This is a genomic window from Lysobacter sp. P5_B12 (assembly GCF_056400425.1).
This window is the reverse complement of record NZ_JBFULG010000002.1, coordinates 507,235-528,801: the sequence shown is the minus strand read 5'-3', so window position 1 is coordinate 528,801 and position 21,567 is coordinate 507,235. Positions and strand designations below refer to the sequence as shown.

Sequence of the window (21,567 nt, the reverse complement as noted above, 5' to 3'; positions counted from 1 at the left end):
CCCGGAGGGCCGGTCGAAGTTCCTGAAGAGGCGGTTGTCTGAATCCTAGTCCGTTTATGTTTATTTAACAATCATCCGGAGACAAAAAAATGCACCCGGAGCGGGATCTGCGTCCCGTTACTGCATGCGTTCGGGGGCCGGCATGGGCGCCGAGCCCGGGGCGAACAGCCCCGCGATCTCGGCCGCCGTGAAGGCGTAGCCCTGCCCACAAAACTCGCAACGCACCCGCGCGGTTCCGTCGGCCACCGAAGCCTCCGCCTCCTCCCGGCCCAGGGACTGCAGCATGGCCTCCACGCGCTCGCGGGAGCAGGAGCACCCGAAGCGCAGGGGCCGGTCGGCCAGCAGTTCCGGCGCCTCCTCGTGGAAGAGGCGGTGGAGCAGGGTGGTGCGGGGCAGCTCGAGGAGTTCCTTCGCCGTCAGCGTGTCGAACAGGGCGCAGGCCCGCGTCCAGCCGTCGGCATCGCCCGCGTCGCCGGGGAGCTTCTGCAGCATCAGGCCCGCGGCACTGTTGTCATCGGCGGCCAGCAGGAGCCGGGTGGGCAATTGCTCGGACTGGAGGAAGTAGTGCTCGAAGGCCGTCTTCATGTCGCCGCCTTCCAGCGGGACCAGGCCCTGGTAGCGCTGGGGATCGCGGCCGTGCGGGGTCGGGTTCTCGATGGTGATGGCGAGGATCGGGTCCGGCCCGAGGTCGGCCAGGCCCTGCGGCGCCGGTTGGTCGTCGTCGTACTGCGCGATGCCGCGCAACGTGCCCGCCGCCGTGCATTCGGCGAACAGCGTGCGCAGCGCGCCGCGGCCCCGCAGTTGCACGGACAGGCGCCCGTCGACCTTGGCGTGGCCGGTGAACAGCGCCGCCGCGGCCGTGGCTTCACCGAGCAGCCGCGCGATGCCGGCCGGGTACGGGCCCTGCTCGGAGGTCGCCACCCGGTCTCGGATCTGGCGCCACGTGGCGTCGAGGTGGACGCGCACGCCGCGTACGCCGGCTTCGGGGAGGAGGAAGCGCGACAGTCGGTCGTCCTGGCCGGCGGTCTCGTGCGTGGAAAGGGCGTCGGTCATCTGGTCGGAAATCTTCATGGGCGATGTGTCGCGCCATCGTGAGTTCGCGCGGCGATAATGCGCGCCGCACGCACGACGGGGGAAGGACGTGGCTTCGGGAAGAACGACAGATGGGGCCGGCCCCCGTCGGACGCAAGCGCGCGGGCGCCGCCGATGGTTGCGATGGCTGCTGCTCTCACCGCTGGTGTTCGCGCTGCTGACCACGCTGCAGGTGCTGGTGCTGCGCTTCGTCGATCCGCCCCTGAGCGCGTTCATGGTCGCGCGGCATTTCGAGGCCATCGGCGAAGGCGATTTCGCCTACCGCACGCGCTACGACTGGCGCGACCTGGATCAGATCGCCCCGACCCTGCCGGTGGCGTTGGTCGCGGCGGAAGACCAGAACTTCGCGACGCACCACGGCTTCGACATCGCGGCGATCGAAAAAGCCCGCGCGCACAACCAGCGCATGGTCGAACGCGCGGAAAAACGCGGCACGCCGGTCAAGCGCCTGCGCGGCGCGAGCACCATTTCGCAGCAGACGGCCAAGAACCTGTTCCTGTGGAGCGGCCGCAGCTGGGTGCGCAAGGGGCTGGAAGCCTGGTACACGGTGCTGATCGAAGCCTTGTGGCCCAAGCGCCGCATCCTCGAGATGTACGCCAACATCGCCGAATTCGGCGACGGCACCTATGGCGCGCAGGCCGCGGCGGTGCGCTTCTTCAACCGCGACGCGAGCCGCCTGACGCCCGACCAGGCCGCGCGCCTGGCCGCGGTGCTGCCCAATCCGCGCAAGTACGACGCCGGCAAGCCCGGGCCCTACGTGCAGCGGCGGAGCGCGGCGATCCAGCGCCAGGCCAACCACCTGGGCGGCGCGGCCTGGCTGCGCGCGCTGGACTGAGCGGCCTTGCACTAACATCGCCGCATGGAAGCGCAACGCACCGACGAGTTCACCCGCCGCGCCGGCCAGGCCCAGCCCGGCCTGACCGTGCTCGTCGCGGCCTTCGACGAAGCGCAGGCGCTTCCGCTGCTGCATCCGCGCCTGCAGGCCGTGCTCGACGGCCTGGCGCAGGACGGCCTGCCCGGTCGCGTGCTGTACGTCGACGACGGCAGCCGTGATGCGACCTGGTCGGTGCTGCAATCGATCGCCGCCAACGATGCGCGCGTCGCGCTGCTGCGCCTGTCGCGCAACTTCGGCAAGGAAGCCGCGCTGACCGCGGGCCTGGACCATGTCGGCGACGACGCGGTGCTGATCCTCGATGCCGACGGGCAGGATCCGCCGGAGTTGATCCCGCAATTCGTCGCGCATTGGCGCGAAGGCTTCGACGACGTGCACGGCCAACGCCAGGCGCGCGAAGGCGAGACCTGGGCCAAGCGCGCGACGGCGCATGCGTTCTATCGCGTGATCGGCCGCCTCTCGCGCACGCCCGTGCCGGCCGACACCGGCGATTTCCGGCTCCTGTCGCCGCGCGCGGTCGCCGCGCTGCGGCAATTGCGCGAACGCAATCGCTTCATGAAGGGCCTGTTCGGCTGGGTCGGCTTCCGGCAGATCGCGGTGCCCTACGTCCGCGCGCCGCGCGCCGCCGGGCAGACCAAGTTCAACTTCTGGCGCCTGTGGAATTTCGCGATCGAAGGCATCACGGGCTTTTCGACCGCTCCCCTGCGCGTGGCCACCTACATCGGCCTGCTGACCGCGCTGCTCGCCTTCGTCTATGCGGTGTGGGTCATCGTCAAGGCGCTGGCATGGGGCGATCCGGTCGCCGGTTGGCCGACGATGATGGCCGTGATCCTGTTCCTCGGTGGCGTGCAGCTCATCGCGCTGGGGACGATCGGCGAATATCTCGGCCGCCTTTACGAAGAGGCCAAGCAGCGCCCCCTCTACCTCGTCGACGCCTGGCGGCCGGCGAGGGGAGTATCCTCGGGGCAGGTGCCAGCTCAGGGACACGACGATGCGCACGGTACGCCACCTGCTCGAATCGAAAGCGCCTGAAGTCTTCGCGATCGGCCCCGACCAACCGGTCCTGGAGGCGATCAAGCTGATGGCCGAAAAACGCATCGGCGCGCTGCTGGTGATCCAGGGCGGCCGCCTGATCGGCATCGTTTCCGAGCGCGATTACGCACGCAAGGTCGTGCTGCAGGGCCGCTCGTCGGCGACCACGCCCGTGTCGGACATCATGACGCGCGACGTCGTGCGCGTCGGCCTCGCCGACACCGCCGACCATTGCATGCAACTGGTCACCGACAAGCGCATCCGCCACTTGCCGGTGGTCGACGGCGATGCGGTCCTTGGCGTGGTGTCGATCGGCGACCTGGTGAAGGCCGTCATCGAAGACCAGCAGGTGGAGATCGACCAACTCCAACGCTACATCGCGAGTTGAATCACTTGGCGTAGCGGCCGCCGCACTGGGCATCCTTGCCCGGGCCGAGTTCCAGCGTGGCCAGCAGCGCCGCGGGCGGCGCGATGGTGCCGAGCGTCAGTGCGAATGCCGCGCGCAAACCCACGCGTTTCATGTCCGGGCGGAACGAAGGATCGCGGAACGTCCCGTCGACCAGCAGCGGCGCGCGGAAGGAGAACAGGCTGCGATCCTTCGGTCGCGGACGCAGGCGCAGGTCGTAGGTTTCGTCCTTCATGCTGATCGAGCCCTCGCCGAGGATGAGCGTGTCCGTCGTGTCGAAGGCCATGCTGCGGGTCTGCATCACGCCGTCCTTGATCGTGAAGTCGCCGAATGCGCAGCGGATCGGGATCTTCCGGTCGCCTTCGACGAGGAATTTCAGCGCCTCGGCGATGTCGATGCCCGCGTATTCCATCAGCAGGTTGCTGATCTGTCCCTTGCCCATGCCCAGCTGCGCATCGCCATCGGCGGTGCCCAACATGCGCGCGATGGAGTTGCCCGTGCCGGTGATGTGGATGTCGCCGCCGATGTTGCCAATCGCGTCCTTCGTCAGTTCCACCGTCGGCAACAGTTGCGAGAGATGGAGATTGCGCACCTGCATGTCGGCGCGGGTGCGAATCGGCGATTCGCGGGCATCCATGCGGATCGTCGAACGGATGTCGCCGCCGGCGACGCCGAAGTTCAACGGATCCAGGCGCAACAGCCCGGCATCGATGAACAGGTGCGCATCCATGTCGTCGATCGGCAACTTCGGTGCGTTGATGCGATGCGCTTTCCAGCGCACGTTCGCGTCCATCGCGCGCAGCTTGTCGAGCTCGTACGGATGGTCGGGCAGCACGCGCGCCTTCGATGCTTCGACGGCGGCTTGCTTGCGCTGGTCGGGCGTCGCGGTTTCGCCGGCGCCGGCCTGCGGCGGTTTGCCGATGAAGCCGGCCAGGTCGTCGAAGTCCAGGCGTTTCGACACCAGGTTCGCGACGAGGATCGGGCGCTTGCGGCCGGTTTCGAAACTCGCATCGCCGCTCAGGTCGCTGTCGCCGAGCTTTCCGGTGAAATCGTCGTAGTGCCAGATGTTGCCCGTATCTTTCGTGCCAGTGTGGCTGGAAGGCGTGACCTCGCGCGTGAGCCTGCCGTCGAAGGCATACGGCGGCGAATCGGGAATCGCCATGCCGACCAACGGATACAGCTCGGCGAGGTTGGGCCCGGCCAGCGCGAACTTCACATCGAAGCCGCGCAAGCGAATCGGATCGAGCAGAGTTCCGCGCGCGTGCGCCTTCGTGTTGCCCGCCGTGGCGTGCACGTCGATGCGATACGGACGCGCGGTTTCGCGCAGTGCCAGCGGCGCATCGGCGCGTCCGTGCATCGTGAACTTCCGCGCCTCCCACGTACCGCCGCCTTCGAGGAAGATCGGTGGGGACTTGGATGCCGGATCGCGCAGGTCGCTGCGCACCGCAACGGCGATGTCGGTCTTCTTCGACGCGTCGATGAAACGCACGCGGCCGTCGTCGATCCACAGCGCACCGTATTGCGTCGTACCTGTCGACGGCTCGCCGAAAGTCCAATTGCCGACGCGGTTCGGGCCGTATTCCAGTCGCAGGTCCGGGTTGCGCAAGCGGATCTCGGGAATACGCACGTCGCCATGGAAAAGCAGCGGCTTGAGCTCGATGGCGAGTTGCAAATCGTCGGCTTTCGCCATGATCGGTTCCTTCGACCACGTCGCGTTGCCGAACCGGAAGCCGCCGATTTTCACGATCGGCGTCCAGCCCAGGCGATCGACATCGAGCTTGCCGGTGATTTCGAACGTGCGCCCCGTGCGCGCTTCCACTTGCCGCTCGACGAGCGGCTTGAACCAGTTCCAGTCCCAGAAGATCAGCAGCAGGACGATCGCGACTGCGAACACCCCCAGGGCGGTCCACCAGGGATGTCGCTTGAGTGTCGCAAGACCTGGCGCTTCCATCGCCACACCATCCGGGCCCAGCCGTCGAACGACGGTGAACGCGTTGCGCGCGATTCAGTGAAGGCGCGCCTCACGCCGTGGCATGCACCTGCGCGAGCACCGCGATGTAGTGGCATGTGCTGCCGGCGATGACGAACAAGTGCCACACCGCGTGCGAATACCGCATCGACGGCCGGTGATAGAACACGGTGCCCAGCGTGTATGCGACGCCGCCGGCGAGCAGCCAGCCCAGCGTCCACGCATCCAGCGCCTGCCACACGGGCTTGATCGCCAGCAGCACGAGCCAACCCATCGCCACGTAGACGAGGGTGGAAAGCAACTTGAAGCGTCCGGTAAAGAAGAGCTTGAACGCGATGCCCGCGGCGGCCAGCGACCAGATCGCGATGAACAGATTGCGGCCCACCTCGCCGCGCAGGCCGATGAGCGTGAAAGGGGTATAGGTGCCGGCGATCAGCAGGTAGATCGCGCAATGGTCGAACACCTTGAGCGCGGGCTTGGCGCGCGGGTCCTGGATCGCGTGATAGAGCGTGGAGGCGCTGTAGAGCAGGAGCAAGCTGATGGAGAAGACGATCGCGGCGGCGAGTCGCCAACCATCGCCGTGCAGTGCGGCGAGGGCGACCAGGATCGTGCCGCCCGCGAGTGCCAGGAGGGCGCCGACGCCGTGGGTCAGTGCGCTGAGGCGCTCTTCGCGGGCGTGGGCTTGCTGGAGGGCGGCGTCCATTTCGCCAGAATGTAACCCTGCGCATGGAGTTTTTGCTCTCGCGCCGAGAGCGACCCCTCCCCAACCCTCCCCTGCAAGCAGGGGAGGGGGTTATTCCACGGCGATTGCGTGCGCGTGTTCGCGCGTGGCCATGAAGGTCACGGCGGGTGCGCGCTCCTGCGCCAGCTGCAGGTTGACCCGCGTGGGCGCGAGGTAGACGAGCTGGCCGGCGGCATCGAGCGAGAGGTGCATCGCGTTCTTCTCGCGGAACTCTTCGAGCTTCTTCGCATCGTCGCAGCGGATCCAGCGCGCGGTGGCGACCTGCACCTGTTCGAAGGTGGCGTCCACGCCGTATTCGTCCTTCAGGCGATAGGCGACCACGTCGAACTGCAGCGTGCCCACTGCGCCGAGGATCAGGTCGTTGGACATCAGCGGACGGAAGAACTGCGTCGCGCCTTCTTCCGACAACTGCGCCAGGCCCTTCTGCAATTGCTTGAGCTTGAGCGGATCGCGCAGGCGCGCGCGGCGGAACAACTCCGGCGCGAAGTTCGGGATGCCGGTGAAGGACAGCGTTTCGCCTTCGCTGAAGCTGTCGCCGATGGAGATCGTGCCGTGGTTGTGGATGCCGATGACATCGCCCGGATACGCGGTCTCGACGATCTCGCGGTCGCTGGCCATGAAGGTGAGCGCATTGGCGAGTTTCACTTCCTTGCCGGTGCGGCCCTGCATCGCCTTCATGCCCGCGGTGAACTTGCCCGAGCAGATGCGCATGAACGCCACGCGGTCGCGGTGCTGCGGGTCCATGTTCGCCTGGATCTTGAACACGAAGCCCGACAGGTGCGGCTCGTAGGGGCCGACTTCGCGCGTGGTGGTCGCGCGCGGCTTGGGCGGCGGTGCGTGTTCGACGAAGAAATCGAGCAGCAACTGCACGCCGAAGTTGTTGACCGCCGAGCCGAAGAACACCGGCGTCTGCTTGCCGGCGAGATACGCGGCCGGATCGAAGGGATGAGAAGCGCCCTGCACCAGTTCGAGTTCGTCGCGCAGTTCGGCGAGCATCGGCGCGCCGATGCGCGCTTCCACGCCCGGATCGTCGAGCGAGGGGAAGATCGTCGAATCCTGGCGCGTGAAGTTGCGGCCCGGTTCGTACAAATGCACTTCGCCCGTGACCAGGTGCACGACGCCCTTCAGGCGCTGGCCCATGCCGATCGGCCAGGTCACCGGCGCGCACTGGATGCCGAGCACGGATTCCACTTCGTCCAGCAAATCGATCGGCGGCTTGCCTTCGCGGTCGAGCTTGTTGATGAAGGTCATGATCGGCGTGTCGCGCAGGCGGCACACCTCCATCAGCTTGATCGTGCGTTCCTCGACGCCCTTGGCCACGTCGATGACCATCAGCGCCGAGTCCACCGCGGTGAGCACGCGATAGGTGTCCTCGCCGAAGTCGGCATGGCCCGGCGTGTCGAGCAGGTTGACGATGCGGCCCTCGTAGGGGAACTGCATCACCGAGGAGGTCACGGAGATGCCGCGCTCCTTTTCCAGCGCCATCCAGTCGGACGTCGCATGCCGCGCGGCCTTGCGGCCCTTCACCGAACCGGCCATCTGGATCGCGCCGCCGAACAACAGCAGTTTTTCGGTCAGCGTGGTCTTGCCGGCGTCGGGGTGCGAGACGATCGCGAACGTGCGGCGGCGCGCGGCTTCGAGGGAGACATCGGACATGGCGAAGGTGCGCACGGGCGCACTGGGGGCGTAAGGAAGCCCGCGATTATACGGGTGCCTCAGGGCTGGTCGGTCACGCCCGCCATGCGGAAGGGGATCGACACCAGCTGCATGCCGCGATTGACCTGCACCGCGAAGTGCAGGTGCGGCCCGCTGGTGAAGCCGGTATTGCCCGACAGGCCGATCTTCTGGCCCGCGCGGACGCGCTGCCCGGGGCGTACGAGCACGCCTTCGGTGCGCAGGTGCGCGTACAGGCCCATCGTGCCGTCGTCGTGGAGGATGCGGACATAGTTCGCGCGGCCGCCGTATTTCTCCAGGTCCAGGCCGGCCTTGTCGAAATCCGATTCGACCTGCATCACCGTGCCGCCGCGCGCGGCAGACACCGGCGTGCCCTGGGCCGCGCGGAAATCGATGGCGTAGAGGTTCTGCGTGTCCTGGTGGCTGAATCGCCCGTTGAAACCCTGTTCGATGCGCAGGCGCTCCCGCGGAATCGGCAGCAGGTAATCGACGTCCTGCGGCTTCGCACGCGGATCGCCGGGCACCACCTCCATGCTCAGGCCGAACTCCGCCGTGCCCGGTGCGGCCGGCATCAGCCGCGAGAGCAGGACGGTGGTGTTCGCCGGCACGGTGGCGCGTGCGGGAAGATCGGGTTCGCCGCGCGTGTTCACCTCGCGCGTGAATTTCAGCAGCACTTCCACCGGGCCTGCGATCGCGTTGTCGGCATAGGCCAGCGACGCGCCATCCTCGCGTTCCAGCCGCAGGCGCGCCATCGCGCCCGGTTCGGCGCGCACGGGAATGACCTTCACCCGTGCGCCGGCTTTGGCTGCTTCGGCGGGAGGATGATCGCCGTAGTGCACGATGCCGTTCTTGTCGACCCAGCGATACACCTTGCCCGCATGCGCGGTCATCGCGACGCACGCGAGCATCGCGCACGCCAACAACCGCCATTGCGAAACGGCGCGCATCGTCAGTCGACGCAATCCGGCGCCAGGTGCATCTGCCGAGCGACTTCGCGCAGGTCGAACGCCGTCACCGCCTTGTCGTCGTGAACCGCGAACAGCGCGCCGCCCGGGAATTCCGGCATCGCCGCGGCATGCAGGGCCACGCCGTCGGTGTGCGCGGTGACATCGCCGCGGAAGGTGCCGCGCGGTTGCAGCGTCACGCGATCGAACAGGTGGAACAGCGTCAGCGGTGCGAGCTGGTCGACCGCGATCCAGTAACCGCCGCCATCCGGGCAGGCCCACAGCGCCACGCCTTCGGCTTCGGCGGCGAAGCTGTCCTGCGGCAGGCTGCGGCCGGTGTACTGGCCGGAGAAGCTGTATTCGCGCAGCGTGGATTCGTGGCGGCTGTCTTCGTCGGCGATGAGCAGGCGATCGTTCGCGCGATCGCCGGCGATCGATTCGACCATGCGCAGCGCGCTGGCTTCATTCGTATCGCCGAACGCCCCGCCGTAGTTGGCGCGCAGGCGGCCGGCCTGGTCGAACTGCACGCGATAGCGGCGCACGCGCTGGTCGAGTTCCTTGAACGGCGGCACTTCGTCGAACTTCTTGCCGTACATGAAGCTGTCGGTGATGTAGACCTCGAGCTCGCCCGGTTCGGTCTCGTTGACCCACAGCCCATAGGGGCTGCGCAATTCCTTCTCGCCGAAATAGCCGACGAAGGTGAAGTCCGGCAGCTTCAACACCTGCACGCGATGGTTGTCGCGTTCGACGACGAAGACGTAATCGCCGTACACCGCGATCCCGTTCGGACGATCGAACTGGCCTTCGCCCTTGCCTTCGGCGCCGACGGTGCGCAGCAGCGCGCCGTTGGAGGCGTCGTACACCGACAGGCGATGCGACGACTTGCCCGTCGCGATCAGCCACGTCGGGCCGTCGGCGGTTTGCCAGGTGGCGACCGAATCGAGCTCCTCGGCGGGGGTCTCCTTGGAGACATACCGTTCGGGGATCTCCACGGGCGCCGGCGCGACGGCCACGGGCGTGGCATCGGCGGGAACGGTGGCCCTGGGGGCCGGGGCGGAGCCGCAAGCGGCGATGAGAAGGGTGCCCAGGACGACGGGCAGGCAACGGAATGAGGAAGGCATGGCGCGAATTATGGCCGAGCGTGAACGGGACTTGGCAACACGCCCGTCACGCTCTGCAGTAAGGCATCGCTTCATCGGCATGAAGCGATTGACAACATGGAAATCCCGCGGCATCCTGCGGCCATCCATCGAGACCGGCTGAGGGACAGGCCCGCAGACGCCGGGGCAACCGCGACATCGCGCAAGCGATGGGCGTTGGTGCCAAATCCTGCGGGGGCCCGCGCCCACCGGCAGATGGATCGACGCTCGCGCCCCGTGGCGCGGCCTTCGATTCGCATCGCCACCCCCGCAACGCTCGATGGCTTCCCACTGCCAGGAGCGTTGCAATGCCCGCCGCCGCGATTCGAACCTTCGCCACTCCGCCCGTCCTGCGTGTCGTTCCGCAGCGCGCACCCGATGCGCAACGCGGCGAACTCCCGTTGATCCTTTCCTTGAAGCACGGCGGCACCCATGAGGTGCGCGTGCGGTGGGAAACGCGCGGTGCCGCGCACCTGCCCGTCGTGGCCGTGCTCGGGGGCATCTCCGCCCATCGCCATGTCGCCGCGTCCGGGACCTTCGACGAGCGCGGGTGGTTCGAAGCGCAGGCCGATGCCCGGTGGCTGGCGGCGCATCGCGTGGTGTCCTTCGACTGGATCGGCAGCGATGGCACGCTCGACGCGCCGATCGATACCGATGATCAGGCGACTGCGCTGCTTGCCGTCCTCGACGCACTCGGCATCGAAACGCTCGAAGCGATCGTCGGCTGCTCCTACGGCGCGATGGTCGGCCTCGCCTTCGCGGCATCGCATCCGACACGCGTCCAACACCTGATCGCGATCGCCGGCGCACACCGTCCGCATCCGTTCGCAAGTGCATGGCGCGCGCTGCAACGCAACGTGGTCGCGCTCGGGCAATTGCAGTGCGACGAAGCGCATGGTCTTTCGCTCGCACGCCAGCTCGCGATGCTGAGCTATCGCACGCCGGAGGAATTCGGCGCGCGTTTCGACGCGGCCCCCATCGTGGACGGCGGCAGCGCGCGCTGCGCCTCCGAAGACTGGCTCGCCGAGCGCGGCGCGGCCTGGGCGCAAAAAACCTCGGCGACGGCGTTCGTGCGCTTGTCGGAATCGATCGACCTGCACGACGTTCTCCCCTCCCACGTGCAAGTTCCGACGACGCTCGTCGCCTTCGCCGAGGACCGCCTGGTTCCACCCGACGATATCCGCGCGCTCGCCGCCGGCATCGCCGCGCCCGTGCGCCTGCAGGTGCTGCATTCGCCCTACGGGCACGATGGTTTCCTCAAGGAATCCGACGCGATCGCGCAGGTCCTGGCGCGCGCGCTGGACTGTTGCACGGAGGCCTGCGCATGAGCGCCGTGCATCCGTGCACCGTGGCGGTGCGTGCCGGCATCGACCGCGATGAAGCGTTCGGCGCGGTCGTTCCGCCGATCGTGCTCTCCTCGAACTTCAGCTTCGCCGGCTTCGACGACAAGCGTCGCTACGACTACACGCGCAGCGGAAATCCCACGCGCGACCTGCTCGGCGAGGCGCTGGCCGAACTCGAAGGCGGCGCCGGTGCCGTCGTCACTGCAACGGGCATGGCCGCGATCACGCTCGTACTCAACGCCTGCCTGAAGCCGGGCGACGTGCTGGTCGCCACGCACGATGCGTACGGCGGCAGTTGGCGCCTGTTCGACGCGCTCGCGCGCAAGGGGCATTTCGAACTCGTGCTCGCCGATCTGTCCGATCCGCGCGCGCTCACCGCGGCGCTGGATCGCAAGCCCGCGCTGGTGTGGATCGAGACACCGTCCAATCCCCTGCTGCGCGTCACCGACCTGCGATTCGCGATCGACGCCGCGCATGCGGCCGGCGCGCGCGCCGTCGTCGACAACACCTTCCTCTCGCCCGCGTTGCAGCAGCCGATCGCGTTCGGCGCGGATGTCGTCGTGCACTCGACGACGAAGTACATCAACGGGCACAGCGATGTCGTCGGCGGCGCGGTCATCGCGCGCACGCCGGAAGACCATCAACTGCTGACCTGGTGGGCGAACGCGCTCGGCGTCACCGGCGCGCCCTTCGACAGCTTCCTCACCCTGCGCGGCCTGCGCACGCTCGGTGCGCGCCTGCGCGTGCACCAGGAAAACGCGCACGCGATCGCGGCCTTGCTCGACGACCATCCCGTGGTGCGCACGGTCCACTATCCGGGCTTGCCGCACCACCCGGGGCACGCGCTCGCCAAACGGCAGCAGTCGGGTTTCGGTGCGATGTTGTCGCTGGAACTCGAGGGCGGCGTCGAAGCGGTGCGTGCGTTCCTCGACGGCCTGCGCTGCTTTACCCTGGCCGAATCGCTCGGCGGCGTGGAAAGCCTGGTCGCGCATCCGGCGACGATGACGCATGCAGCGATGTCGCCGCAGGCGCGCGCCGCGGCCGGCATCGGCGATGGGCTGTTGCGCCTGTCGATCGGCATCGAACATGCGGACGATCTGCTTGCCGACATCGTCGACGCGCTCGATCGCGTGCATGCCGTCGTGCGCGAACAGCGGCGCGAGGTCGCGACGTGATCGGTGCCGATAAAATCCGACTCGCACTCCTCGGAACCGGCAACGTGGGCCGCGCCGTGATCGCGCGGCTCGAACAACTGGGCGATCCCGGCCTGGCGCTGGTCCACATCGCGAACACGCGCGTCACCGTCGGCCCTTCGCTGCGCGAAACGGCACCCCACGTCGTGCTCGATGCGACCGCCAGCGAGGCCGTCGCGGAGCGCCATGCCGACTGGCTCGCACGCGGCTGGCATGTCGTCACGGCGAACAAACTCGGACGCGGCGGCCCGCTCGCGCGCGCCGAAGCGATCGAACAAGCCTGCCTGTCGAGCGGCGCGCGCTACGGCGATGCCGCCACCGTCGGTGCCGGGTTGCCGCTGCTCCGCAGCCTGCGCGCGCTGCAAGCCGGTGGCGATGCGATCCACGGCTTCGCCGGCGTGTTGTCGGGATCGCTCGCGTGGTTGCTCGCGCGTTTCGACGGCAGCGTGCCGTTCTCGACGCTGGTGCGCGAAGCGCGCGCGGCGGGCTACACCGAACCCGATCCGCGCATCGATCTGTCGGGCGAAGACGTGCGCCGCAAGCTGTTGATCCTCGCGCGCGCAGCGGGCGTGCCGCTCGACGGCGATGCCGTCGAAGTGGAATCGCTCGTTCCGCCCGCCCTTGCGCAAGCCACGGACATCGACGCCGCACTGACGGCCCTCGACGCGCCGATGCAGGCGCGTCTCGATGCCGCGCGCAACGGCCGATTGCATTTCGTCGCGCGCTGGCAGGACGGCGTCGCGCGCGTCGGACTGGAAACCCTCGCGAACGATGATCCGCTCGCTGCCGGCGGCGGCACCGACAATCGCGTCGCCATCCATTGCGCGCGCTATGCGAAACAACCGCTCGTCATCCAGGGCCCGGGCGCGGGCGCGGACATCACCGCCGCGGCGATGCTCGACGACGTCTTCGCGCTACGCGATCAACCGACTTTCGCCGGCGCCAGGGCCTCGAAGAACGTCGCGATCGGCATCGGCCGCGCGATCGCGTAACCCTGCGCGAAATCCACGCCCATCGCGCGGAGGCTGTCGAGCTGCGCGAGGGTTTCAGCCTGTTCGGCGACCGTGCGCTTGTCCAGCACGTGCGCGATGTCGGTGATCGAACGCACCACGGCGTCGGCGAGTTCGGACTTGCCGAGGTCGCGCACGAAGCTGCCGTCGATCTTCAGGTAATCGACGTCCAGGTGTTGCAGGTAACCGAACGAACAGAAGCCCGTGCCGAAGTCGTCGAGTGCGAAACGGCAGCCGAGGTCGCGCATGCGCTGGATGAACCGCTGCGCCCGCGCGCGATCGCGCACGACGCTGGTTTCGGTGATCTCCAGGCACAGGCGCTCGGGCGGCACGCTGCTGTGGCGCAGGCGCGCGGCGAAGTAGTCGTGGAATTCCTCGTCGACGAGCGTCCCGCCACCCAGGTTGATGCCGCAGTGGTGGATGCTCGCCGCGTGTTCGGGATGCGCTTCGAGCCATTGCAGCACCGCTTCGACGACGTAGCGGTCCAGGCGCGGCCCGAGGCGATAGCGTTCGGCGGCGGCGATGAGTTCGGCCGGCGCACGCACCTGGCCCTGCGCGTCGGTCCAGCGCAACAGGATCTCGATGCTGTGTTGCATGGACGATGCCGGATCCAGCGGCACGATCGGCTGGCAGAACAGGCTGAAGCGGCGTTGGTCCAGCGCTTCGCGCACCTGCAGCGCCGAGCGCATCGACGCGGTGCGCAGCTTGAGTTCATCGCCTTCGCGCGAAGCGGCGACCAGGCGATTGCCGCCGTATTCCTTCGCCGCGAAACACGCTGCATCCGCGTGCGACAGCAGCACGTCGAAATCGCCGTGCGGTGCATGGCTGTGGGCGATGCCGATGCTCGCCGCGGCGGTGAGCATCTGGTCGCCCCAGGACAGGCGCAGGCCGTCGATGGAGGCGAGCAGGCGGCGACCGCAGGTGATCGCCTGCGATTCGCTCACCGGCACGAGCACGGCGAACTCGTCGCCGCCCGTGCGCGCGACCAGCGCGTCGTCGCCGAATTCCGCGCCGACGATGCGCCCGACGGTGCGGATCATGTCGTCGCCCGCGACGTGGCTCGCCGAATCGTTGACCAGCTTGAAGTGGTCCAGGTCCAGGTAGAGCAGGCTCAGGTCGGGCTGCGCCGCATCGGCGAGCCGTTCGCGCGCGCGTTCCTCGAAGGTGTTGCGATTGAGCAGGCCGGTGAGCGGATCGCGGGTCGCGCGTAGATAAAGCGCGGTCGCGGTATGGCGTTGTTCGTAGGTCGCCACCGCGAGCATCACCGGGATCACCGAGATCAGCACCAGCAACAACATCAGCACGGAGGCATCGAGCAGGGTGAGCGGACGCGTGAAGCCGCCGAGCCCGAGCCCCGTGAGCAGGCTGATGAAGGTGACCACCAGGATGGTGCCGACCATCGTGGTCATCGGCGAGAAACGCACCGCGGCCCACAGCAACAGGGCCAGCGGCATGCTGACCAGGCCCAGCGCGTACAGATTGCCCGTGCGCCCGGCGCTGACGATGCCGGCCAGCGAGAGGAGCAGGGCGAGCGCCCAGACGATCTGCTCGCGGCGGCCGACCGGATCGCGCCACAAGCCTTCGCGCAATCCGCCCGGACCGAGCAGCAGCGCCATCACCGGCGCGAACGTGGTGATGCCGAGAATGTCGCCGAGCGCCCACAACAACCAGGCGCGCCCCGCGTCGATCGGTGCGGTGATGCCGGCATGCAGCAGGCCCGCGGTGCCGATGGTCGCGCTCGTCGCCGCCAGGATCAGGCCGCTGCGCAACAACATCAGGCCGTCCGCGGTGCGCAGGTGGAGGCCGTCGGCGCGCTTGGCGTGTTCGCAATACCAACCCGCGGCCAGGGCCGCGAGCGTGTTGCTCAGGATCGAATAGGGAACGAACGTGACGGGGACGGGCAACACCGTCAGGTGCAGCGCGATGATCGCGAAGGGCACGACCACCGCCCAGCGCTTGCCCCAGCTGACCACCATCGCGAGCGCGATGCCGGAACTGGGCCAGAACAGGGTGACGTCGTCGGGCGTGCGCAGGTACAGCGACGCGAGTACCGCCCCGGCGTAATAAAGCCCGGTCAGCAGCAGGAAGCGGCGCAGCGTCCCCTTGGCGTCGGCCATGGGGCGAGTGTATGCCGGGAGAAGCGGGAATGGGGAATAGGGAATGGGGAATGGGGAATGGAGGATCGCCGACGCGTTCGGGACTGAACTCCTATTCCCTATTCCCTATTCCCCATTCCCTGCTCTCAACACTCGATGACGTTCACCGCCAACCCACCGCGCGACGTCTCCTTGTACTTGTCCTGCATATCCCGCCCCGTATCGCGCATGGTCTTGATGACCTTGTCGAGCGAGACCTTGTGCTTGCCGTCGCCGCGCAGCGCCATGCGCGAGGCGTTGATCGCCTTCACCGCGCCCATCGCGTTGCGTTCGATGCAGGGGATCTGCACCAGGCCGCCGATCGGGTCGCAGGTCAGGCCGAGGTTGTGTTCCATGCCGATTTCGGCGGCGTTCTCGATCTGGCCCGGCGAACCACCCAACGCGGCGGTCAGGCCGGCAGCCGCCATCGAACACGCCACGCCGACTTCGCCCTGGCAGCCGACTTCCGCGCCGCTGATCGACGCGTTCTCCTTGTAGAGGATGCCGACGGCCGCTGCGGTGAGCAGGAAATCGAAGATGCCCTGTTCGTTCGCGCCGGGAATGAAGCGGTCGTAGTAATGCAGCACCGAGGGAATGATGCCGGCCGCGCCATTGGTGGGCGCGGTGACGACGCGGCCACCGGCGGCGTTCTCTTCGTTCACCGCGAGCGCGTACAGGTTGACCCAGTCGAGCACGGTGAGCGGATCGCGCATCGCCGCTTCCGGCCGCTCGGACAACTCCGCGAACAACGCGGGCGCACGGCGCTGCACGTGCAGGCCGCCCGGCAAGGTGCCGCCCTCGCGGATGCCGCGCTGCACGCACGATTGCATCGCGCGCCAGATTTCGCGCAGGTTGTCCTTGATCTCGTCGTCGCTGCGCCACGCGTGTTCGTTGTCGAACATCAGTTGCGCGAACGTCTTGCCCGTCTTCTCCGCCTGCGCGAGCAATTCGGCGCCGCTGTGGAAGGGATGCGCGAGTTCGGTGGTGTCGGCGACGATGCGGTCTTCGGCCGCCTCGTCCTGGTTGACGACGAAGCCGCCGCCGACCGAGTAGTAATCGCGCGTGGCCAGCACGTTGCCGTCGGCGTCGAACGCGGTGAAGCGCATGCCGTTGGTGTGGAAGGGCAGCTTCTGGCGCTTGTTCATGACGAGGTCCTGCTTCTCGTCGAAGGCCACCTCGTGCTTGCCGAGGATGTTCAGGCGCTTGGTGCCGCGGATGCGCTCCAGCGCAGGCGGGATGATGTCCGGGTCGATCAGGTTCGGCATGTGGCCTTCCAGGCCCATGAGCACGGCCTTGTCTGTGCCGTGGCCGCGGCCGGTGAGCGCCAGCGAACCGAACACCTCCGAGCGCACGCGCGCGACCTGCGGCAGCTTGCCGGAGGCATCGAGCCACTTCTCCGCGAAGCGGCACGCCGCGCGCATGGGGCCGACCGTATGCGAGGAACTCGGCCCGACGCCGATCTTGAACAGGTCAAAGGTGCTGACGGCCATGGATTCACGGGACTGCTTGCGGGAAGCCCGTATTCTATTCCCCTGTCCGCTTGGATACCCGAACGCCAGCCCCATGCGCCTGCGTCTGTTCCAGCGCGACGATTGCCCCCTGTGCGACGAGGCCCTGGCCGTGCTCGCCGCGGCCCGCACACCCGATTTCGAGGCGGTGTGGATCGACGACGACGACGCCCTGGAAGCGCGCTACGGCGCGCGCGTGCCGGTGTTGCGCGACGAGCTCAACGACGCCGAACTGGACTGGCCCTTCGACGCCGATCGCGTTCGCGCCTTCGTGGGCTGATCACCTCGAGTTGAAGACCACCTTGGTGTTGACCGTGATTTCGTTGGGCAACAGCTTCGTATCCGCCCATTCGCCACCGCCGACGTCGAAGTCCAGGCGGTTCACCTTCGCGGTGCCCTGCAGCACGGGATGGGCCCCCGGCGTCCATGTGAACCTGAGGACGACCGGCTTGGCCTTGTCGCGCAGCGTCAAGGTGCCGTTGGCCTCGAACTGGCCGCCCCCGATCGCGCGGAAGCCGTTCGCCTTATAGGTCGCCTTCGGGAATTGCGCAGCGTCGAAGAACCCCGCGCCGCGCATTTCCGGATCCATCTCTTCATTGCCGACCGTCGCCGACGCGATGGAAATCTCGACGGTCAGGCTGCCCGATGCGGGCTGCGTGGGATCGAAGTCGAGGTTGGTCCTGAATCCGGGAAAGCTCCCCGAGAACGCATCGCCCTGGTAGGTGCCGCTGAATTGCAGCGACGATCCGGTGGTCTGCACGTATTGGGCGAAGGCGCCGGAGGACGCGGTGGCCAGCACGACGGCGAGCGCGATGCGATACGAACGATCAACCATGGCGGAGCTCCTCGTTGGCGTCCGGGGCCTGGAGCCATCCCCGCGGCAACATGCGCGCGAGCGTGGCGTCCCGTTGGAACAGATGATGGAACAGGGCCGCGCCGGCGTGCACGAGCACCAGCGCGATCAGCATCCAGAACAGGGTTTCGTGCACGGTTTCGGTGAGCTCGTGCAGGTCGTGGTCGCGCGCCACCAGCGCCGGTACGCGGAACAAACCGAACCACCACAGCGGGAAGCCGGACGCGGAATTCATCACCCAACCGCTGAGCGGCACCGCGAACAACAACACGTACAAGCCGATGTGCGACAGGTTGGCGATGGCATGCTGCCAGCGCGGGATCGTCGGGATCACCGGCGGCGTGCCGGCATACAGGCGCCACGCCAGGCGCAGCGTCACCAGCGCCAGGATCGTCAGCCCGATCGACTTGTGGAGCGCGAACATGCGCACCTTCGCCGGGCTGCTGTGCATCTCGACCATGGTCAGGCCGATGATCGCCATCGCCAGGATGCCCAGCACGATGAGCCAATGGAACATCTGGCTGACGGCACCCCAACGGTCCACGTTGCGCAGGCGCGGGGCGGGGAGATCGATCGGCATCGGGGTTGCGCTCATTGGAGAATGGATAGGTTACGGCGTGATCGTTGCGTTGGATGCGGGCATTGTCGTCGCGTTGGATGGCGGAACGACGGTCGAGGTTCCCGGCGGCGCGGTTTGCGTCGACGCCGCGGGCACGTCGGACGCATCTTCGCGCGTGCGCGTGCCTTCGGCTTCGATGCGGATTTCCACCGGATCTCCGACGACACTCTTCCACGACGTGATTCCGAAGGCCGAGCGGCTTAGCGTGCCCGTCGCGGAAAAGCCCGCGGTGCGGCGGAACGGCGGCATCGGATGGCGCTTGGCCTGGTGGAAGACGACGTCGAGCTGCACTTCGCGCGTCACGCCATGCAGGGTGAGATTGCCGATGACCTTCGCGTGCATCGGATCGACCGGTTCGATGCGCGTGGACACGAAGGTCGCCAACGGATGCTTCTTCACATCCAGGAAGGTGCGGTCGAGCACGGCGTCGTTCCACTTCTTGTCGCCGAGGTCGAGGCGATCGACCGGGATCTTCGCTTCCACGCGTGCGCTCGCCCAATTGTCGGGATCGAACACCAGCGTGCCGGTGGTCCCGGAAATCGTGCCCATCGGATTGGAGAAGCCCGCGTGGCTCACCGAGAACATCACGCGCGTATGCACGGGATCGAGCGCGTAGACCGTCTGCGCCGCGTGCGTACGGGACGACACGAGGCCAAGGGCGAGCACCAGCGCGAATCGAAGGAACATGGCGGGCTTTGCTCGGCGGGGACGAGGGGTGGATGGCCCGCGCGGCGCGAAAGGTTCGACCCCGCGGGACGCGCCATCCTAGACCGGCCCATGTGAATCGTGTGCCGGTCGTGGGCGGAACGTTGCATTCCCTGCAACCGGCGGTCGCAGGGCGGTATCCGATGGGATATCCCTCGACGGAAACCCGCCATGCGCCCGTGGTTGTTGACCCTGCTGCTCGCGGCCGCGCCCCTGGCCGCCGCGCCCACCGCGACGACGCTGCCCGCGCAGCCACTGATCGAACGCACGCGCGATGCCCAGCACCTGAACTTCGACCTGGTGTTCACAAACGACGGCGACCGGGCCCTGGATCTGACGAGCCTGGAAGTGACGCTGTTCGATCGCGACGGCCACTTCTATTCGCAGCGGCGCCTGGACCGCAACGGCGATGCGACGACGATGTCGCTCGCGACCTTGCCCAATCGCACGTTGCCGGCGAAGGGACGGTTGGTCGTGTTCAATCCCTTCGCGTCGTTCGCCGGCGATGCATGGCTCGGCGACTTGCGCTATGTCGCCACGTTCCGCGCGGGCGAAGACGGCCCCGAGCAACGCGTCGAAGTACGTGTCGCACCGCACGCCTTCGCACCGAAGACCGCGTTGCGCCTGCCGCTGGACGGCGAGATCTTCGTGCACGACGGACACGATCTGCTCGCGCACCATCGCCGCCTGGACATCACCGGCGGCATGACCACGCACTTCGGCATCAACGCCAACTTCATGCGCTACGCGCACGACTTCACGATCGCCGACGCGACGGGAAAGCTGTATCGCACCAACGGCGCGACACCCGAAGACTGGTACGGCTACGGCGCGGCGATCCACGCGACGGGCGCGGGCGTGGTGCACGCGATGCGCGACGGCATGCGCGACAACCGCAAGGACGGGCCGCCGCCGTTCGCGCAGGACGCGATCATGAAGGACCTGACGCTCTTCCTCGGCAATTACGTGGTGATCGACCACGGCAACGGCGAATACAGCCTGTTCGCGCACATGAAGCAGGGCAGCGTGCGCGTGCGCGATGGCCAGCGTGTCGAACAAGGGCAGGTCATCGGCGCGATGGGCATGTCGGGCGATGCCTTCCTCGTGCACCTGCATTACCAGTTGCAGTCGGGCCCGCAGTGGGAGGAAGGCTTGCCTGCGTATTTCACCGATGTACAGGTGAACACGGGAGATGGTTGGAGCCGGCGTTTCACCGGCCCCGTCGATTCGGGCGAGGTCGTGCGTTAACGCGCGCTGTGCCTGTGCACTTCGTCGACAAGCGCACCAACGTGTTCGGGATTCATGTCCGGCGACAACCCGTGCCCGAGGTTGAACACGTGCCCCTCGCGCGACCCGCCGTTGCCCGCCTGATAGCTATCGAGCGCTTCGCGCACGCGTGCACGCACGCTGTCGGGCGAGCCGTACAACATCGCCGGATCCAGGTTGCCCTGTAGCGCGACCTTGCCTTGCGTGCGGCGCGCGGCTTCGTCGAGTTCGATCAACCAATCCACGCCGACACCTTCGGCGCCGCTGGCCGCGAGTTCTTCCAGATACGGCGCATTGCCCTTGCCGAACAGGATCAGCGGCGCATCGCCGCGTTCGAGTTCGCGCGCGATGCGCGTCAGGTAAGGCAAGGAGAATTCGCGATACATCGACGGCGACAGCACGCCGCCCCACGTATCGAACACTTGCAGCGCCTGCGCGCCGGCTTCGCGCTGGGCACGGAGGTAGGCGATCACCGCATCGGTGTTGACCGACAGCAAGGCGTGCATCGCCTTCGGATCGTCGAGCGCGAGGCGCTTGACCTTCGAGAAGTTGTCGCTGCCGCCGCCTTCGACCATGTAGCACGCGAGCGTCCACGGGCTGCCGGAGAAGCCGATCAGCGGAACGCGGCCGTCGAGTTCGCGACGGATCACCGAGACCGCATCCATCACGTAGCGCAGTTCGCTGCCCATGTCGGGGACGGCGAGCTTCGCGATGTCGGCCGCGCTGCGCACGGGGCGTTCGAATTTCGGGCCTTCGCCTTCGACGAAGTACAGGCCCAGGCCCATCGCATCGGGCACGGTGAGGATGTCGGAGAAGAGGATCGCGGCGTCGAGGTCGAAGCGGGCCAGCGGTTGGAGCGTGACTTCGCAGGCGAGCTCGGGGTTCTTCGCCATCGCCAGGAAGCTGCCGGCCTTCGCGCGCGTGGCGCGGTATTCGGGCAGGTAGCGGCCGGCCTGGCGCATCAGCCACACGGGGGTGGCGTCGACGGGTTCGCGACGCAATGCGCGCAGGAAGCGATCGTTCTTCAGGGTGGGGGTCACGCGGT

At 67.6% G+C, this 21,567-nt stretch carries 20 protein-coding genes and 1 riboswitch; of the genes, 8 read left to right on the top strand and 12 right to left on the bottom strand.

Annotation, left to right across the window (positions count from 1 at the left end; all coding sequences use genetic code 11):
• Window positions 1-117 precede the first annotated feature (117 nt).
• A complete protein-coding gene (gene hslO / locus AC1DOM_RS05915) occupies window positions 118-1,071 on the bottom strand; it encodes an Hsp33 family molecular chaperone HslO (RefSeq protein ID WP_498961160.1) in 954 nt (317 codons plus the stop codon).
• A gap of 70 nt (window positions 1,072-1,141) precedes the next feature.
• Here hslO and mtgA point away from each other — a divergent pair, with 70 nt between their 5' ends.
• From mtgA to AC1DOM_RS05900, 3 genes are read left to right on the top strand one after another with little or no spacing between them, the layout of a single operon-like run.
• On the top strand, window positions 1,142-1,927 hold the full coding sequence (gene mtgA, locus AC1DOM_RS05910; RefSeq protein WP_498961158.1) for a monofunctional biosynthetic peptidoglycan transglycosylase: 786 nt from the start codon (window positions 1,142-1,144) through the stop codon (window positions 1,925-1,927).
• Window positions 1,928-1,951: 24 nt separating this feature from the next.
• Window positions 1,952-3,016 carry a glycosyltransferase family 2 protein gene (locus AC1DOM_RS05905; RefSeq protein WP_498961156.1) on the top strand — a complete coding sequence of 355 codons (1,065 nt, stop codon included), beginning with the start codon at window positions 1,952-1,954 and terminating at the stop codon, window positions 3,014-3,016.
• Window positions 2,976-3,404: a CBS domain-containing protein gene (locus AC1DOM_RS05900; RefSeq protein WP_498961154.1), complete on the top strand. Its 429-nt coding sequence runs from the start codon at window positions 2,976-2,978 to the stop codon at window positions 3,402-3,404. The genes AC1DOM_RS05905 and AC1DOM_RS05900 overlap by 41 nt, the downstream gene beginning before the upstream one ends.
• A gap of 1 nt (window position 3,405) precedes the next feature.
• Here the strand turns inward: AC1DOM_RS05900 and AC1DOM_RS05895 are convergent, their stop codons facing one another.
• The 5 genes from AC1DOM_RS05895 to AC1DOM_RS05875 all read right to left on the bottom strand — a co-directional run bounded on the left by AC1DOM_RS05895 (window position 3,406) and on the right by AC1DOM_RS05875 (window position 9,872).
• Window positions 3,406-5,373 carry an AsmA family protein gene (locus tag AC1DOM_RS05895; RefSeq protein ID WP_498961152.1) on the bottom strand — a complete coding sequence of 656 codons (1,968 nt, stop codon included), beginning with the start codon at window positions 5,371-5,373 and terminating at the stop codon, window positions 3,406-3,408.
• Window positions 5,374-5,443: 70 nt separating this feature from the next.
• Window positions 5,444-6,094, bottom strand: coding sequence for a PAQR family membrane homeostasis protein TrhA (gene trhA / locus AC1DOM_RS05890; protein ID WP_498961150.1), 651 nt, complete (start codon window positions 6,092-6,094; stop codon window positions 5,444-5,446).
• A 90-nt stretch (window positions 6,095-6,184) separates the two neighbouring features.
• Window positions 6,185-7,789 carry a peptide chain release factor 3 gene (locus AC1DOM_RS05885; protein WP_498961300.1) on the bottom strand — a complete coding sequence of 535 codons (1,605 nt, stop codon included), beginning with the start codon at window positions 7,787-7,789 and terminating at the stop codon, window positions 6,185-6,187.
• A 59-nt stretch (window positions 7,790-7,848) separates the two neighbouring features.
• Window positions 7,849-8,754 (bottom strand): peptidoglycan DD-metalloendopeptidase family protein, encoded by a 906-nt coding sequence (locus AC1DOM_RS05880; RefSeq protein ID WP_498961148.1) that lies wholly within the window; start codon window positions 8,752-8,754, stop codon window positions 7,849-7,851.
• Window positions 8,755-8,756: 2 nt separating this feature from the next.
• Entirely contained in the window at window positions 8,757-9,872 is a 1,116-nt protein-coding gene (locus AC1DOM_RS05875; protein ID WP_498961146.1) for a phytase, read from the bottom strand.
• A gap of 122 nt (window positions 9,873-9,994) precedes the next feature.
• Window positions 9,995-10,113: riboswitch (SAM riboswitch) on the top strand.
• An 85-nt stretch (window positions 10,114-10,198) separates the two neighbouring features.
• Here AC1DOM_RS05875 and metX point away from each other — a divergent pair.
• From metX to AC1DOM_RS05860, 3 genes are read left to right on the top strand one after another with little or no spacing between them, the layout of a single operon-like run.
• The gene (gene metX, locus AC1DOM_RS05870; protein WP_498961144.1) at window positions 10,199-11,218 is read left to right on the top strand and encodes a homoserine O-succinyltransferase MetX; all 1,020 of its coding nucleotides are present in this window, start codon (window positions 10,199-10,201) and stop codon (window positions 11,216-11,218) included.
• Complete coding sequence (gene metB / locus AC1DOM_RS05865; protein WP_498961142.1) at window positions 11,215-12,408, top strand: cystathionine gamma-synthase; 1,194 nt, start codon at window positions 11,215-11,217, stop codon at window positions 12,406-12,408. Before metX ends, metB begins: the two co-directional genes overlap by 4 nt.
• Entirely contained in the window at window positions 12,405-13,418 is a 1,014-nt protein-coding gene (locus tag AC1DOM_RS05860) for a homoserine dehydrogenase family protein (RefSeq protein WP_498961140.1), read from the top strand. The genes metB and AC1DOM_RS05860 overlap by 4 nt, the downstream gene beginning before the upstream one ends.
• On the opposite strand, the gene AC1DOM_RS05855 is transcribed toward AC1DOM_RS05860, so the two are convergent.
• The gene (locus AC1DOM_RS05855; RefSeq protein WP_498961138.1) at window positions 13,349-15,553 is read right to left on the bottom strand and encodes a putative bifunctional diguanylate cyclase/phosphodiesterase; all 2,205 of its coding nucleotides are present in this window, start codon (window positions 15,551-15,553) and stop codon (window positions 13,349-13,351) included. The genes AC1DOM_RS05860 and AC1DOM_RS05855 overlap by 70 nt on opposite strands.
• Window positions 15,554-15,678: 125 nt before the next feature.
• On the bottom strand, window positions 15,679-17,061 hold the full coding sequence (locus AC1DOM_RS05850; RefSeq protein WP_498961136.1) for an L-serine ammonia-lyase: 1,383 nt from the start codon (window positions 17,059-17,061) through the stop codon (window positions 15,679-15,681).
• Between the two features lie 73 nt (window positions 17,062-17,134).
• Between AC1DOM_RS05850 and AC1DOM_RS05845 the strand changes: the two genes are divergently transcribed.
• Window positions 17,135-17,359, top strand: a complete 225-nt coding sequence (locus AC1DOM_RS05845; RefSeq protein WP_498961134.1) for a glutaredoxin family protein — start codon at window positions 17,135-17,137, stop codon at window positions 17,357-17,359.
• Here the strand turns inward: AC1DOM_RS05845 and AC1DOM_RS05840 are convergent, their stop codons facing one another.
• From AC1DOM_RS05840 to AC1DOM_RS05830, 3 genes are read right to left on the bottom strand one after another with little or no spacing between them, the layout of a single operon-like run.
• On the bottom strand, window positions 17,360-17,914 hold the full coding sequence (locus AC1DOM_RS05840; RefSeq protein ID WP_498961132.1) for a YceI family protein: 555 nt from the start codon (window positions 17,912-17,914) through the stop codon (window positions 17,360-17,362).
• Window positions 17,907-18,527, bottom strand: coding sequence for a cytochrome b (locus tag AC1DOM_RS05835; RefSeq protein WP_498961130.1), 621 nt, complete (start codon window positions 18,525-18,527; stop codon window positions 17,907-17,909). The genes AC1DOM_RS05840 and AC1DOM_RS05835 overlap by 8 nt, the downstream gene beginning before the upstream one ends.
• 15 nt (window positions 18,528-18,542) lie before the next feature.
• On the bottom strand, window positions 18,543-19,238 hold the full coding sequence (locus tag AC1DOM_RS05830; RefSeq protein ID WP_498961128.1) for a YceI family protein: 696 nt from the start codon (window positions 19,236-19,238) through the stop codon (window positions 18,543-18,545).
• Between the two features lie 189 nt (window positions 19,239-19,427).
• Here AC1DOM_RS05830 and AC1DOM_RS05825 point away from each other — a divergent pair, with 189 nt between their 5' ends.
• Window positions 19,428-20,504, top strand: a complete 1,077-nt coding sequence (locus AC1DOM_RS05825; RefSeq protein ID WP_498961126.1) for a M23 family metallopeptidase — start codon at window positions 19,428-19,430, stop codon at window positions 20,502-20,504.
• Here AC1DOM_RS05825 and hemE read toward each other — a convergent pair.
• Window positions 20,501-21,562: a uroporphyrinogen decarboxylase gene (gene hemE, locus AC1DOM_RS05820; RefSeq protein WP_498961124.1), complete on the bottom strand. Its 1,062-nt coding sequence runs from the start codon at window positions 21,560-21,562 to the stop codon at window positions 20,501-20,503. The two genes, AC1DOM_RS05825 and hemE, sit on opposite strands and share 4 nt — an antisense overlap.
• Between the last annotated feature and the right edge of the window lie 5 nt (window positions 21,563-21,567).

Coding starts and splice junctions, on each gene's coding strand:
- hslO (WP_498961160.1), bottom strand. CDS start 1,071: ATGAAGATTTCCGACCAGATGACCGACGCCCTTTCCACGCACGAGACC.
- AC1DOM_RS05905 (WP_498961156.1), top strand. CDS start 1,952: ATGGAAGCGCAACGCACCGACGAGTTCACCCGCCGCGCCGGCCAGGCC.
- AC1DOM_RS05900 (WP_498961154.1), top strand. CDS start 2,976: ATGCGCACGGTACGCCACCTGCTCGAATCGAAAGCGCCTGAAGTCTTC.
- AC1DOM_RS05895 (WP_498961152.1), bottom strand. CDS start 5,373: ATGGAAGCGCCAGGTCTTGCGACACTCAAGCGACATCCCTGGTGGACC.
- trhA (WP_498961150.1), bottom strand. CDS start 6,094: ATGGACGCCGCCCTCCAGCAAGCCCACGCCCGCGAAGAGCGCCTCAGC.
- AC1DOM_RS05885 (WP_498961300.1), bottom strand. CDS start 7,789: ATGTCCGATGTCTCCCTCGAAGCCGCGCGCCGCCGCACGTTCGCGATC.
- AC1DOM_RS05880 (WP_498961148.1), bottom strand. CDS start 8,754: ATGCGCGCCGTTTCGCAATGGCGGTTGTTGGCGTGCGCGATGCTCGCG.
- AC1DOM_RS05875 (WP_498961146.1), bottom strand. CDS start 9,872: ATGCCTTCCTCATTCCGTTGCCTGCCCGTCGTCCTGGGCACCCTTCTC.
- metX (WP_498961144.1), top strand. CDS start 10,199: ATGCCCGCCGCCGCGATTCGAACCTTCGCCACTCCGCCCGTCCTGCGT.
- metB (WP_498961142.1), top strand. CDS start 11,215: ATGAGCGCCGTGCATCCGTGCACCGTGGCGGTGCGTGCCGGCATCGAC.
- AC1DOM_RS05855 (WP_498961138.1), bottom strand. CDS start 15,553: ATGGCCGACGCCAAGGGGACGCTGCGCCGCTTCCTGCTGCTGACCGGG.
- AC1DOM_RS05850 (WP_498961136.1), bottom strand. CDS start 17,061: ATGGCCGTCAGCACCTTTGACCTGTTCAAGATCGGCGTCGGGCCGAGT.
- AC1DOM_RS05845 (WP_498961134.1), top strand. CDS start 17,135: ATGCGCCTGCGTCTGTTCCAGCGCGACGATTGCCCCCTGTGCGACGAG.
- AC1DOM_RS05840 (WP_498961132.1), bottom strand. CDS start 17,914: ATGGTTGATCGTTCGTATCGCATCGCGCTCGCCGTCGTGCTGGCCACC.
- AC1DOM_RS05835 (WP_498961130.1), bottom strand. CDS start 18,527: ATGAGCGCAACCCCGATGCCGATCGATCTCCCCGCCCCGCGCCTGCGC.
- AC1DOM_RS05830 (WP_498961128.1), bottom strand. CDS start 19,238: ATGTTCCTTCGATTCGCGCTGGTGCTCGCCCTTGGCCTCGTGTCGTCC.
- AC1DOM_RS05825 (WP_498961126.1), top strand. CDS start 19,428: ATGCGCCCGTGGTTGTTGACCCTGCTGCTCGCGGCCGCGCCCCTGGCC.